Annotated in this window: 10 protein-coding genes; 6 read left to right on the top strand and 4 right to left on the bottom strand. The window is 72.3% G+C overall.

Annotated features, from left to right (window positions below; translation table 11 throughout):
* Positions 1–18 precede the first annotated feature (18 nt).
* The gene (locus SSP08S_RS28285) at positions 19–1,977 is read left to right on the top strand and encodes a carbohydrate-binding protein (RefSeq protein WP_245607974.1); all 1,959 of its coding nucleotides are present in this window, start codon (positions 19–21) and stop codon (positions 1,975–1,977) included.
* A gap of 13 nt (positions 1,978–1,990) precedes the next feature.
* Here SSP08S_RS28285 and SSP08S_RS28280 read toward each other — a convergent pair whose 3' ends face one another.
* Positions 1,991–4,402 carry an AfsR/SARP family transcriptional regulator gene (locus tag SSP08S_RS28280; protein WP_019071010.1) on the bottom strand — a complete coding sequence of 804 codons (2,412 nt, stop codon included), beginning with the start codon at positions 4,400–4,402 and terminating at the stop codon, positions 1,991–1,993.
* A 118-nt stretch (positions 4,403–4,520) separates the two neighbouring features.
* On the opposite strand from SSP08S_RS28280, the gene SSP08S_RS28275 reads away from it, so the two are divergent.
* From SSP08S_RS28275 to SSP08S_RS28260, 4 genes are all read left to right on the top strand, one after another.
* Positions 4,521–5,405: an alpha/beta fold hydrolase gene (locus tag SSP08S_RS28275; RefSeq protein ID WP_019071009.1), complete on the top strand. Its 885-nt coding sequence runs from the start codon at positions 4,521–4,523 to the stop codon at positions 5,403–5,405.
* A gap of 64 nt (positions 5,406–5,469) precedes the next feature.
* A complete protein-coding gene (locus SSP08S_RS28270) occupies positions 5,470–5,820 on the top strand; it encodes a DUF190 domain-containing protein (RefSeq protein WP_019071008.1) in 351 nt (116 codons plus the stop codon).
* Positions 5,821–5,851: 31 nt separating this feature from the next.
* Positions 5,852–6,616, top strand: coding sequence for a hypothetical protein (locus SSP08S_RS28265; protein WP_043259762.1), 765 nt, complete (start codon positions 5,852–5,854; stop codon positions 6,614–6,616).
* Positions 6,613–7,155: a SixA phosphatase family protein gene (locus tag SSP08S_RS28260; RefSeq protein WP_019071006.1), complete on the top strand. Its 543-nt coding sequence runs from the start codon at positions 6,613–6,615 to the stop codon at positions 7,153–7,155. Before SSP08S_RS28265 ends, SSP08S_RS28260 begins: the two co-directional genes overlap by 4 nt.
* An 8-nt stretch (positions 7,156–7,163) precedes the next feature.
* Here the strand turns inward: SSP08S_RS28260 and SSP08S_RS28255 are convergent, their stop codons facing one another.
* Both SSP08S_RS28255 and SSP08S_RS28250 read right to left on the bottom strand, forming a co-directional pair.
* Entirely contained in the window at positions 7,164–7,988 is an 825-nt protein-coding gene (locus tag SSP08S_RS28255; RefSeq protein WP_026178887.1) for an SDR family oxidoreductase, read from the bottom strand.
* A gap of 5 nt (positions 7,989–7,993) precedes the next feature.
* Complete coding sequence (locus SSP08S_RS28250) at positions 7,994–9,979, bottom strand: APC family permease (RefSeq protein WP_019071004.1); 1,986 nt, start codon at positions 9,977–9,979, stop codon at positions 7,994–7,996.
* 125 nt (positions 9,980–10,104) lie between these two features.
* On the opposite strand from SSP08S_RS28250, the gene SSP08S_RS28245 reads away from it, so the two are divergent.
* Entirely contained in the window at positions 10,105–10,731 is a 627-nt protein-coding gene (locus tag SSP08S_RS28245; RefSeq protein WP_019071003.1) for a YigZ family protein, read from the top strand.
* 27 nt (positions 10,732–10,758) lie between these two features.
* On the opposite strand, the gene SSP08S_RS28240 is transcribed toward SSP08S_RS28245, so the two are convergent.
* Complete coding sequence (locus tag SSP08S_RS28240; RefSeq protein WP_245607973.1) at positions 10,759–12,747, bottom strand: protein kinase domain-containing protein; 1,989 nt, start codon at positions 12,745–12,747, stop codon at positions 10,759–10,761.
* Positions 12,748–12,954: the final 207 nt, after the last annotated feature.

Here is a 12,954-nt window from a genome sequence, read left to right as displayed (position 1 = left end):
GAAGACCCGGGAGACCCGATGAAGCCCTCAAGGCTCATGCTGCTCACCGCTGTTGCCCTGCTCGCACCGATGGCTCCCGCTCTGTCGGCCACCGCGTCCGCCGCCCCCCGCCCCCAACTCGCCATCCCCGACCCCGGGTTCGAGAACGGTGGCGTGGGCTGGACCTTCACCTCGGGCGCCGGCGTCGGCACCGGCAACAGGCACGGCGGCCAGCGCTTCCTCTACCTCGACTCCGGAGCGGGCAAGAGCGGGCAGACGACCATCGTCGCGCCCCGCGACGGCAGTTACGACTTCTCCGCGTGGATCGGCAGCGCCGGCACCGGCGGCACGTACACGATCCGGCGCAACGGCGTGACCGTGCAGACCATCACCCTGCCGCAGCACCCCGGCTACGCCCGCTACACCATCAGCGACGTCAAGCTGAGGACCGGCGACCTGCTGCAGATCGAATTCGGCTCCGGCACCTCCTGGGTCAACGCCGACGACCTGATGATCTCGCCCGCCGCGCCCGCCGACCCCAAGGTCACCTCGTCCGACCCCGCGGTGGTCGAGATGTTCGCCTGGGCGCAGAAGAAGGCCAACAGCTGGGTCCAACTCCCCGGCACGGTGGGCCCGATCAACGTCGACGAGTACCAGACCGGCGGCACCGGAACCGCGACGTACGAGCCCACCTACTGGGCCGGCTACGCCAACCGCAGCGCCTACTACTCCCGCGACATGACCCACCAGCTCGCCGGCGCCCACCTCATCGGCCTCGACACCGAGAACGAGACGATGCTCCGCTCGTACGCGGCGTCGGCCACCGCCGAGAGCAAGTACTTCCCCGTCTGGTCCCTCAACTTCGACGCCAAGACCTACCTGAGCATCGACTACAAGAGCCCGGACAACTTCGTCCGCGAGGTGCCGGCCACCTTCGAACTCGTCGAGAAGGCAGCCCAGGCCTACCTCTGGACCGGCGACCGCAGATACGTCGACGACCCGGTGCTGTGGAACTTCTACCGGCACGCCACCGAGCAGTTCATCGACCTGCACAACTCCGCCAAGGACAACGGCAAGGTCAAGGTCGCGGAGGGCACCGGCCAGGGCATCTTCGCCGGCGCCGCCAGCTACAACGAACAGGACGGCGACGACCTCGCCGAGGCCGGCGACACCATCGCCACCGAGTACCAGGCCTACCTGGCGATGGCCGTGCTCGCCCGCGGCAAGGGCGACACCAAGCTGGCGAAGACCTACGACAAGAAGGCCGCCGACCTCAAGACGTACTTCAACGACACCTGGAGCGGCACCGGCAGCGGCGCCGACATGGTCCGCGCCTACACCGTCTCCGGCACCCCGGTCACCGGCTGGGGCAAGGAGAACAGCGTCTTCATGCCGATGAAGCAGATCATCGACCCCGGCCCGCGCAACGACGCCTACCTCGACTACATCCAGCAGCAGGAACTGGGACCGCAGGGCTCACCCAACATCGAGTCCACGACCTACCTGCCCGACATGTTCTTCAAGAACAACCGCGCCGACACCGCCTGGCAGTGGATGCAGAAGATCTACGGCGAGCGCGAGACCCAGCACGTCAACTCCAGCCAGGGCCCCGACGGCGACTACCCCGAGGTCTCGTTCACCCTGGTCAGCCAGACCATCCAGGGCCTGATGGGCATCACACCGGACGCGCCGGACCACAAGGTGACCACCCAGTCGCAGCTGCCGGCCGGCATGAAGTGGCTCCAGGCGGCGGACGTCCCCATCGGCACCGGCACGGTCACCGTGCGGCACGACGGCGCCACGAAGACCACGCTGACGAACAACTCCCGCAAGGACTCCTACAGTTGGGAGGCCCGCTTTCCCGGCGTCCACAAGAAGATCAAGGTCAACGGCGTCACGCAGCACGTGCGCGTGAAGACGGTCCACGGCGTGACCTACACCTACGCGACGCCGACGGTCCGGGCCGGGGCGACGACGGTCGTGCAGGTCGGCGACTGACGCGAACTCCCGCTCACCGAGGGCCCCGTAGCGCGCCGGCGAGTTCGTCGAGATACCGCGCGACGGGGCCCAGGGTGAGCAGGCCACTGCCCGCCCCGGCCAACTCGGCTGCGGCGGGCGCGAGTTCGTCCCTCGCGCGCTCCATCGTGTCGCGGTCGCCCACGGCGAGCGCCGCCCGCGCGGCCAGGCACCACAGCGCCTCGAACAGTAGGTCGCGCGGCGGCTCCGGGAGTGAACGCAGCGTGGCCCGGGCGTCGTTGGGGCGACCGTGGGCCAGCGACACGAGCGGGCGGGCCCACGGTTCGTACGGCCCCCAGTCGAGGTGCTCCTCGGTCTGCGCGGGCCGCCCGTGCCGCACACGCAGACACAGCAGGGCCAACGGCAGCAGCCCGTGCTCCAGCCCCGGCATCCCGGCTCCGTCCAGCCGCAGCGCCGCGTCCTGGTAGGCAGCCTCCACGTCCTCCGGCCGCGCACTCCCGCTCTCGGCGAGCCGTAGAACTCGATACCACTGGGTGAACACGCCCACCAGCGGCAGTTCATGACGCTCCGCCAGCTGCTCGGCGGCGGCAGCGTGTCGATTTGCCCCGCTGAAATCGGCGAGGGCGCTACGAGCCTGGAGCCGGATGAGATGGCCGAGCACCTCGTGGGTGACGAGGCCGTGCCGAGCGGAGATCTCGACCAACTCGGCCCCGATCCCGTCCCGTTGCGGGGCGAGGCCGGCGCGTTGGAAGGTCTGCATGAACACCCCGTTGAGGGCGAAGACCAGGAGCGCGGGGTCGTTGAGCCGGCGGGCGATGCCCTCCGCCTGGCGGGCGGCCTGGGGGCCGCGCGCGGAACGCGTACCCCGTGACTCCAGAGCGACCGTGGCCAACAGGCGGGCCCGTACCGCGAGTCGGGCGTCCGGCGGGAGCGCGGCGAGGGTGCGTTCGGCGGCGGCCACGGTCTCCGCCGCCAGCCGGGGGTCGTCGACACGGGTCCAGATCGCCGGGACGTCGTAGGCGCCGATCACGCGAGCGGTGAGTTCCGGGTCGCCCAGCTCGGCCGCCGCCGCGATCGCCGCGAGCCGATGCCCACGGGCCGCCTCCAGCCCGCCACCGCCGGTCACCGCGAGATCCCGCAACAGCCCCACGGCCGACTCCAGCCGCACCCGGGCACCGGCCGCGACGGTCCGGTCGTAGGCGGCGGTGGCGGCGGCCCATACGTGGTCTGCGGGACCGGTGTCCGCTTGAGACCGGGTTCGCTCCGCCGGGTCGCCGTCTGCCTGAGCTCGCGCTCGTGCCGACGGGCCACCGTCGGCTTGCGCCCGCGCTGGTTGCGGCGACTCGCCGTCCGGTTGGGCTCGTCGCCGTTCTTGTGAGCCGCCGTCGGTCTGCGCCCGCCCCTGTCCGCGTGGATCGCCGTTCCCGTGCGCCCGCGCCGGTCCCGGTGAGCCGCCGTCTGCCCGGACTCGCGCCTGTTCCTGCGGGCTGCCGTCGGCTCGGGCCCGCGGACGTTCCGGTGGCCCGCCGCTCGCCGGGGCCTGGTTCCGTTCCTGCGGAGCGTCGTCCCCGTGCGCCCTCACCCGCTCCGGCGAGCTGCCAACGGTCCGCGCCCGCGTTCGTTTCTGCGGACCGTCGGCCGGTTGTGCCCACGCCTCTGTCGGCAGACGGCCGGGCCCGGGGTCCAGGTGCGGAGCATGCGCCAGGATGTCCGCCTCCAAGCGGCGCAAGGCCGGCCCCGGGTCCGCTCCGAGTTGTTCCACGAGGAGGGTGCGGGCCCGGCGCAGTACCGCGAGGGCGTCGCCCTGGCGGCCGGTGCGGTAGAGGGACAGGGCCAGCAGGCGCCAGGCGTTCTCGCGCCATGGGTGTTCGGCCGTGTGTGCGTCCAGGTCCGGTACCGCCTCCGCGGCCAGGCCCAGGGCGAGTTGGGCCTCGGCCCGGCGTTCGACGGCGTGCAGGCGCAGCTCGGCGAGGCGTGAGCGTTCCGCTCGGGCCCAGGTCTCCGCGTCGAAGTCGGCGTAGGCCGGGCCTCGCCACCAGCCGAGCGCCTCCTCCAGGCCGGCCAGTGCCCGTGCCTTCGGCAGAGTTCCGGCGGCGGTCACCGCTCGCTCGAAGCGCCACGCGTCCACGGCCTCCGGTCCGGCCCGCAGTGCGTACCCCGGTCCCTCCGTCACCAGCAACCGGGCCGGCGCGCGTGGCGGGCGCTCCGGTTCCAGGGCCCGGCGCAGCGCCGCGACGAACGTGCGCACCGCGCCCACCGCGTCGGCGGGCGGCTCCTCCCGGCCCTCCCACAGATCCTCGACCAGCCGCCCGACCGGGACGACCCGGCGCCGGGCCACGAGCAGCCGGGCCAGCACCGCCCGGTGTCGCCGCCCCCGGAGGGCGATCACGTCCCCGGCACCGTCCCAGGCCGTCACCGACCCCAGCACCCCGAACGCGACCTCCATCACCGACCACCCTTTCCGGGGCATCGCCCCAGGTCACGGTAGCGCGCTCACCCGTTGCTCATCGGCGGGCGGCAGGCTCGAAGACACCACTGGCACACGTACGAAAGCAGGGCGCACCATGCCACCGACCATCCCCGGCTTCACCTACCACCGCGTTCCCGTCGCGGACGGCGTGTCCCTGAACGCGGCCGTGTCCGGTACGGGCAGCCCGCTCGTGCTGCTGCACGGCTTCCCGCAGACCCACCTCATGTGGCGCCACGTCGCCGCCGACCTCGCGGCCGACCACACCGTCATCTGCCCCGACCTGCGCGGCTACGGCGCGAGCGACAAGCCGGCCGAGACCGACGGCTCCGGGGACGGCTACGCCAAGCGCACCATGGCCGCCGACATCGTGACCCTCGCCCACGCCCTGGGCCACGACCGCTTCGCACTCGCCGGCCACGACCGCGGCGCACTCGTCGCCTTCCGCGCCGGGCTCGACCACCCGGACACCGTCACCCACCTCGCCTGCCTCGACGTACTCCCCACCCTCGACATGTGGGACGTGATGCACGGCGTCACCGCCGCCGTCGGCTTCCACCTCTATCTGATGGCCCAACCCCCGGGCCTGCCCGAGGAGTTGATCGCCGCCGCGCCCGACGCGTTCTTCGGCCACTTCCTCGACCTCTGGGCGAACGACCCGCACGCGATCCCCGCCGACGTCCGCACCGCCTACCTGGACGCCTGCCGCGCCGCGGTCCCCTCGATCGTCGCCGACTACCGTGCCTCCGCCGGCGTCGACCTCGCCCACGACCAGGCCGACCGGGAGGCAGGAAACCAACTGCGGATGCCGGTCGCCGTGCTCCAGCAGGACTGGGGCGCCGCGCTCGGCTTCGACGCGGCGGCCCTGTGGCGCGCCTGGGCGCCGGACCTGCGGCACTCCACCGTGACCTGCGGCCACTTCATGGCGGAGGAGGCACCCGCCGACGTGGCCAAGGCACTCCGGGACCTGCTCGCCCGCTGACCGCGTTCCCCCTCGCCGGAGCGCGCAGTACTGTCGGGACAGTCCCCACGGCAGGGGGTGCCCGATGCCCGCGCCCGACCCGCTCGCCGCCCGTCTCACCGTCCATCTCGACGCGGCCGCGCTCTGGCACCACAGGCCGGCCTACGCCGAACTCGTCCACCGCGCCCACCGCGAGGGCCTCGCCGGAGCGAGCGTCTTCCACGGAGTGACGGGGTTCGGCGCGGGCGACCCCAAGGCCCGGCCCCCCGGCAGGGCCCCGCACCTCCGTGATCACGGGCCCTGCCTGGTGATCATCGTGGACGAGGAGCGACGGCTGCGTTCGTTTCTGCCGTGCGTGGCCGACGTGTTGGCAGAGACGGCGGCCGTCGCGACCCTGGACCAGGTGCGGATCCATGTGCCAGCCCGCCTTGCGTGAACCCCGCGACTCCGGCCTGAACAGAGCGAACATGCGTGCGCACGGCCCTCCACCCGCCTACGCTCAGGCCGTGCTGCGCATCATCGACGCCCGAACCGGCGACTCCACCGAAGCCGCCCCCGCCCGCCGTGGCCTGACCAGGGTCGAGGCGCACGCGTCGGGCCTCGATCCCACGGCACTACGTGTCCTCCTCGTCGCCGACCTCCTCGTACGCGCCCTCGAACTCGGCGGCACCCCCGTGTGGGCCCTGCTCACCGGCGAACACGCCCAGGGCGAACTCCGTGCCGCCGCAGGGGCGTTGGGCATCCGCCCCTTCGAGGACGGCGGAGACCTCGGCTCCGGACTCGGCGAGGCCCAGGTCCTCCACGTGGCCGCCGGGAGCGAGGCGACACCCGGGGGAGCCCTGGTCGCCGTAGCGCCCGTCGAATCCCCTACGACCGCTGCCCCGGACCTCTCCGACCCGGGTGCGTTCCGGCTCGCGCTGCTCTCGCACCCGCGGGACCTGCCGGTGCGGCTCGACGCGGACGGGCTGGACGAGGCGCGGCGGACCCTCGCGCACTGGCGGGCGTCGGTCGCCGACTGGGCGCGGCGGCCCTCGCGGCCGGTGCCCGACGAGGTGCGCGTCGAACTGCGGAGCGCCTGGGAGAACGACCTCGACGTGCCCGCCGTGCTGGGGGTGTTGCGGCGCGTGGAGACCTGGCCCGAACTGCCGGACGGTGCCCGCTTCGAGACGTACGCCTACGCCGACCGGCTCCTCGGGCTCGAACTCACCCGTGACATCGGGTCGTTGGCGTGAGCGCCCGTTCCGGGGCCCGCCCGCTGCGCCGACTGGTCGTGCTGCGGCACGCCAAGTCGGCCTGGCCCGAAGGCGTTCCCGACCAGCTACGACCCCTCGCCCCGCGCGGTCTGCGCGACGCCCCGGCCGCCGGAATCGCGCTCGCCGAGACGGACTCCCTGCCGGACCTCGCGCTGTGCTCCACGGCCGTACGGGCGCGCCAGACCTGGGAGTTGGCGTCGGCCCAGTGGGGCACCCCGCCGCCGGTGCGGTACGAACCGCGGCTCTACGCGGCCGATGTGGAGGATCTGCTCGACGCCGTGCACCAAGTGCCGCACGAGGTCGAGACGTTGCTCCTCGTCGGCCACAACCCCGGCCTGGAGGAACTGGTCCTCGAACTCGCCGGTGACAGTCTCGACGACGCGCTCGACGAGGTGCGGGTGAAGTTCCCGACCTCGGCGATCGCGGTCCTGGCCTGGCACGGCCGCACCTGGCAGGACCTCGCCCCGGGCACGGCCCTGCTGACGGGCCTGACCGTCCCGAGGGGCAAGAAGAAGTAGGCCTGTTTCTAAGGGAGTTGGAGGAACTCCCGCGCTCCGCGGAGTCGGGTGCCCAGCCGCTCCTGGGTGGCTCGGCTGTCCAGGCGGACGTCGAGAACCATGGACGTGCCCTCTCCCCGCCCGGCGGGGAGCCGGCTCGCGTCGAGGCCGTCGCGTCGGGCGATGAGCACACCGAGGTCGTGGCGGCTGAGGGCGTCCGGTCCGGCGAGATGGAACATCCCGGCCCGGTCGGACCGGGCGAGCTCCAGCAGGGCGGCGGCCAGGTCCCCGACATGGACCGGGCAGCGGACGACATCGGTGAACAGGACGCCTTCGCGGGCACCGGCGGACAGTTCGCGCACCATGCGCTCGTGCGCGGAGCCGCCGTTGCCGATGATCAGCGAGGTGCGCGCGATCGCCGCGGCGGGTGTCAGGAGGCGTACGGCGGTCTCGGCGGCCGCCTTCGCCGCGCCGTACGGGGTGACGGGGTCGGGCGGGCACGACTCGTCGTAGACGATCCGGGAACCGGAGAACACGGCGTCGCTGGAGACATGGACCAGGCGGCGGCCATGGCGTGCCGCGGCCATCGCCACGCGGACCGAACCGTCGGCGGTGACCGCCCAGTCGCTCAGTCCGCTGGTCGCGTTGATGATCGCGTCCGGGGTCAACCCGGCCAGGAGGTCGTCGAGTCGGTCCGACGCGCGCAGGTCGAGCCGGTGCCAGGAGACGCCGGGCGGCGCGGTGCCGGGGCGCGCGGAGCAGTACGTCGCCGCCGTGGCCCAGCCGGCCGCGCTCGCCCGGCGCACCAGTTCCGTACCCAGGAAGCCGCTGCCGCCGACCACAAGGACTCGCACGGCGGTCAGCCGACGTGGACGCGGGGCCGTCGCTCCGGGTCCGGTTCCGCGCGGCGCAGCACCTCACGGGTGACCGGGGCGACCTCGCCGTCGCCGAAGACGAGGAAGCGGATGAGATGGCTGACCGGGTTGCCCTCGGTCCAGGTGAAGTAGGCGTGCGGGACCTTGCCGGTGCGGTCGCGCAGGGAGAGCAGGACGGCGGCGATCGCGTTGGGGACGGTGGGACCTACGACGCGCAGTCGGCGTACCCCGTACTTCTTCTCGCCGTGGACCGTGATGTCCGCGGAGAAGTCCGAGGAGTCGTGCAGGAGGACCTCGAGGAACAGCACGGGGCCGCGGTCCGGGATGTGGGTCTCCTCGCGCTGGCTGTACTCCTTGGCGCGGTACTCCCGACTGCTGTGCTCCTGCGGCTCGTTGGCGATCAGGCGGAGCGGTCCGGAGCGGGCCGCCTCGTCGATGAAACGGGCCGCCGTGTCGTCGAACGTGACCTCGGCGGCGCGGAGTTCGAAGGCGCGGTGGATGCGGGAACCGAACGAGGTCGCCAGGATCAGCACGATGAAGATCCCGGCGATCTTGATGCCGTCGGGGCGTTCGATGACGTTCGTGACGAGGGTGTACGCGAAGACGGCGGTGATCGTGCCGAAGCCGAGCGTGGCCCTGCGGTGGCCGCGCTTGTGCACGGTGACCGTGGAGGCGAAGGCGGCCGAGAGCATCAGCACCAGGACGCCGGTCGCGTACGCGCCGCTCTGCGCGTCGACGCTCGCGTGGAACCAGAGCGTGATCAGCACGGCCGTCACCATGAACACGAGGACCAGGGGGCGTACCGCCCGCGTCCACTCGGGCGCCATGCCGTAGCGCGGCAGATAGCGCGGTACGAGGTTCAGCAGACCGGCGAGTGCGGAGGCGCCCGCGAACCACAGGATCGCGATCGTCGAGACGTCGTAGAACGTGCCGAAGACCTGGCCCAGGTGCTCGTGCGCGAGGTAGGCGAGGGCGCGGCCGTTGGCGGGGCCGCCGGTCTTGAACGCGCTCTGCGGGATGAGGATGGTCGTCGCGAGGCTGGACAGCAGCAGGAAACCGGACATGATCACGGCGGCCGTGGTGAGCAGCTTGCGGGTCTCGCGGATGCGGCCCGTCGGCTTCTCCCAGGTGTCCGTCGGATCGCCCTTGACCTGCGGCATCACCGCCACACCGGTCTCGAAGCCGGACATGCCGAGGGCGAGTTTCGGGAACACGAGCAGCGCGACGCCGACCATCGCGAGCGGCGAGGAGTGCGCGGCCGTCATCGCGTCCGTCCAGTCGCCGATCTTCACCGGATGGCTCAGCACCTCCCAGGCGGAGACCGCGAGGACCACCAGGTTGAGCGTGAGATATACGCCCACCAGCACCACGGCGATCCCGATGGCCTCCCGGAACCCCTTGAGGAAGACCGCGCCCAGCGCGCCGACCAGCACCAGCGTGATCCAGGTGTTGCCGCCGTGCATCCAGCCCGGCGCGAACGGGTTCTCCACGACGTGCGCCGCCGCGTCCGCCGCCGACAGAGTGACCGTGATCATGAAGTCGGTCGCCGCGAAGCCCAGCAGCACCAGCACGAAGATCTTCCCCGACCACCACGGCAGCAGCCGCTCCAGCATGGCGATCGACCCCTCACCGTGCGGGGACTCGTGCGCCACCCGCCGGTACACCGGCAGCGCCCCGAGCAGCGTCAGCCCGATCAGCACGACGGTCGCCAGCGGCGACAGCAGCCCGGCCGCGAGCGCGGCGATGCCCGGCTGATAGCCCAGCGTGGAGAAGTAGTCGACGCCGGTCAGACACATGACCCGCCACCACCGGTGCCCCTCGTGCTCCGGGTTCGGCGTCGCGTGCGGCCCCGGATGCCGGGCACTCTGCTCGCTCAGCCCCTCCAGCAGCCAGGCCCGGCAGCGCTCGGCGGCGGACCCCGAACCGTCGGACTTCACGCTCTCCGTCGGGTCCACCTGCGCGCCGGTCATGCCGAGAACTCCCTGAGATCGGACGAGCGTGCCCGCCACCCGGGCAACGAGCAGCGAGTATCCACCACATCGTCACCCGCACCCGGACCGGGGGCGACCCCTGACCCTGCGCATAGGCTGGTCGGATGCAGGACGAGTACCGCACAGTGGCCCGGCCGGGCGTGCACGAGACCGAGGTCAACCGCTCCCGCTTCCTGTGCGCCCTCGCCCCGGCGGCCACCGAGCAGGAGGCCCAGGACTTCGTCGCCCGGGTCCGCAAGGAGCACGCCGACGCCACGCACAACTGCTTCGCCTACGTCATCGGCGCCGACGCCGCGATCCAGAAGGCGAGCGACGACGGCGAACCGGGCGGCACGGCCGGCGTCCCCATGCTCCAGATGCTGCTGCGCCGCGACATGCGGTACGTCGTCGCCGTCGTCACCCGCTACTACGGCGGTGTCAAGCTCGGCGCGGGCGGCCTCATCAGGGCCTACGGCGGCTCGGTCGGCGAAGCGCTCGACGCCCTCGGCACACTCACCCGCCGCCGCTTCCGGCTGGCCACCGTGACCGTCGACCACCAGCGGGCCGGCAAGATCCAGAACGACCTGCGCGCCACCGGCCGCGAGGTCCGGGACGTCCGCTACGGCGAGGCGGTCACGATCGAGATCGGGCTGCCGGACGCCGACGTGGACGCCTTCCGGGCGTGGCTGGCCGATGCGACGGCGGGGACGGCGGCGCTGGAGCTGGGTGGCGAGGCGTACGGGGACGCCTGACCCGTCTTTGATCTCTCTGACGATCCGTCAGGAGTGCCAGTTCCAGACCTGATTGGAGCTGCCCGCGCAGCCGAAGGTCTGCACCGGCTGACCGTCCTGCCCCGACTCGGAGGCCTCCGCGTCCAGGCAGAAGCCGTCCGGGACGCTGACCAGGGTTCCGGCGCCGCCCAGTTGCCACCGTTGCGCGCTCAGTCCGTCGCAGCTCCTGGCCCGGATCCTCGAGAAGTTCTGGCCGACCGTGCCGGCGTCGGCGTCCAGGCAGTTGTGGTTGCCCTGATTGACCACGAGGTACTGCGACGCGTGGCCGGGCACGCGGTACAGCGCCCACTTCTGGGCCGCCGTGCCGTTGCACCCCCACACCTGCACCGCGGCGACGCGGGCGTCGAGACACCGGGCGACATCGACGGCGTGCACGCTCTCGGTGACGGTCACCGAACCGGTTCTGACCGGTCCGCGCTCCGTGCCGTACAGCAGCTTCATGGTCTGCGCGTCGACCGACCCGCTGGGCGTGGTTCCGGCCTCGCTCTGGAACGCCTTCACCGCGTCGCTCGTCGCCACCCCGTAGTCGCCGTCGACCGTGACGTGCAACCCGTAGCCGGCGAGGAGGAGTTGGAGGGCCTTGACGCAGTCGCCGTGGGAGTGCGACGCGATCTCGGCGACGCACGAGGCGATCCGGATGTCGAGGGTCGCGGGATCGTGAGTGGCCGGCGCCTTCGTCGGGCTCTGTGACGCCACGTTCCCCGTGCCCGGCAGGGTCGAGTCCGGGGTCGGTGAACTGCTCGGCGCCGAGGGCGAGTTCTCCGGTACGGCCGCTGCCGAGGACGCCTCCGGCCCGGCACCGGCCGACGTCCCGTCGTCGTGGTGCAGCAGCAGCGTCGCGGTGATGCCGCCGGCGACCAGGACGGCTGCGGCGACGGCACCCACGATCAGCTTTCCGCGTCTCCCGGGCGCGAACCCCCGCTTCCCGGGCGCGACTTGGGGCTCGGCGGGCGTCTCGGCGGGCGTCTCGGCGGGCGGTTCCGGGGGCGTCGCCACGGGACGGACGGCGGGGGAGATCGCGAGACTGGAAGCCGCCTCGTGCTTGCGAGCCACACGTGGCGGGTCCCCGACCGGCCCGGACAGCTGATGCCCGATGGCGGTCCTGAACACGGCCTCGGGCAACGGCCGTTGCTCGGGATCCTTGTCCAGGCAGACGCGGATGAACGCGGCCAGGTCCGCGTCGACGGCCGCCACCTTGTCGAGGGTCTCCTCCCGGGGCGGGTCGAAGGCCACCCGGTGCAGCACGTCGACGCCGGTGCCCTCGCCGAACGGCGCCTCCCCGGCGAGGGCGTAGGTGAGCGTGGAGGCCAGCGAGAAGATGTCCGAGGCGGCGGTGACCTCCTGGCCGCGGACCTGTTCCGGGGACATGTAGGCGGGGGTGCCCACGTTCTGGCCCGTGGCGGTGATCGACGTGCCGTCGGTGGCCTGGACGACCCCGAAGTCGATGACGCGGGCGCCGTCGGCACCCAGGATGACGTTGGACGGCTTGAGGTCGCGGTGCACCAGCCCCGCGCGCCAGATCGCCTCGATCGCCCGTCCCACGTCACCCATCAGCCGCCAGGCCGCCGCCGCGTCGACCGGTCCGCGCGCGTCGACCAGCTGGTCCAGCGTGGGCCCGGGTATGTACTCGGTGGCGACCCACACCAGTTCCTCGTCGCAGCCGCTGCCCAACAGCCGTACGATGTGCGCCCCTTGGATGCTGTCCAGGGCGCCGACCTCGCGCTCGAAGCGCCTGCGGAACTGCGGGTCCTCCGCGTACTCGGGACGGATCACCTTCACGGCGGCCGGGCCGGTGGAGCCGGTGGCGTCGCGGCCCAGATAGACCCGGCCCATCCCACCGCTGCCCAGCACCGACAGCAACCGGTACGGGCCCGCCTGCCGGGGATCGCTCTTCCGCAACGGGACCACGGGCGGCGGTTCCATCCCCGCCGCCGCATAGGCCATCGTTTCGGACCGACCGCGGTACTCGACTGGCATGGGGACCCTGTGTCTCTCGCGTGGTGCGTGTGACGTGAGATTAGCGCAGCTCCCTTATGGGGCAGGGGAGTTGAGGGTTTCCTGTGGAGAGCCGGCAGCCGAGACCGCGCGAGATCGAGCCGGCCCGGCCCGGTCCGTGTCCGGGCGATTCGTAACACCCGCACCAAGGGACGTACAACTTCTCCCCAACAACAAGTGTCTGGTACG

This window comes from Streptomyces hokutonensis (assembly GCF_000376565.1).
Lineage (GTDB): Bacteria > Actinomycetota > Actinomycetes > Streptomycetales > Streptomycetaceae > Streptomyces > Streptomyces hokutonensis.
Note: the sequence above shows the minus strand (reverse complement) of the source record. Positions and strands in the feature narration are given on the sequence as shown.

What these genes read in the sequence shown, in the direction of transcription:
- SSP08S_RS28250 (WP_019071004.1), bottom strand. Translation starts at nt 9,979, where the DNA reads ATGACCGGCGCGCAGGTGGACCCGACGGAGAGCGTGAAGTCCGACGGT.
- SSP08S_RS28265 (WP_043259762.1), top strand. Translation starts at nt 5,852, where the DNA reads ATGCGTGCGCACGGCCCTCCACCCGCCTACGCTCAGGCCGTGCTGCGC.
- SSP08S_RS28245 (WP_019071003.1), top strand. Translation starts at nt 10,105, where the DNA reads ATGCAGGACGAGTACCGCACAGTGGCCCGGCCGGGCGTGCACGAGACC.
- SSP08S_RS28240 (WP_245607973.1), bottom strand. Translation starts at nt 12,747, where the DNA reads ATGCCAGTCGAGTACCGCGGTCGGTCCGAAACGATGGCCTATGCGGCG.
- SSP08S_RS28270 (WP_019071008.1), top strand. Translation starts at nt 5,470, where the DNA reads ATGCCCGCGCCCGACCCGCTCGCCGCCCGTCTCACCGTCCATCTCGAC.
- SSP08S_RS28280 (WP_019071010.1), bottom strand. Translation starts at nt 4,402, where the DNA reads ATGGAGGTCGCGTTCGGGGTGCTGGGGTCGGTGACGGCCTGGGACGGT.
- SSP08S_RS28285 (WP_245607974.1), top strand. Translation starts at nt 19, where the DNA reads ATGAAGCCCTCAAGGCTCATGCTGCTCACCGCTGTTGCCCTGCTCGCA.
- SSP08S_RS28275 (WP_019071009.1), top strand. Translation starts at nt 4,521, where the DNA reads ATGCCACCGACCATCCCCGGCTTCACCTACCACCGCGTTCCCGTCGCG.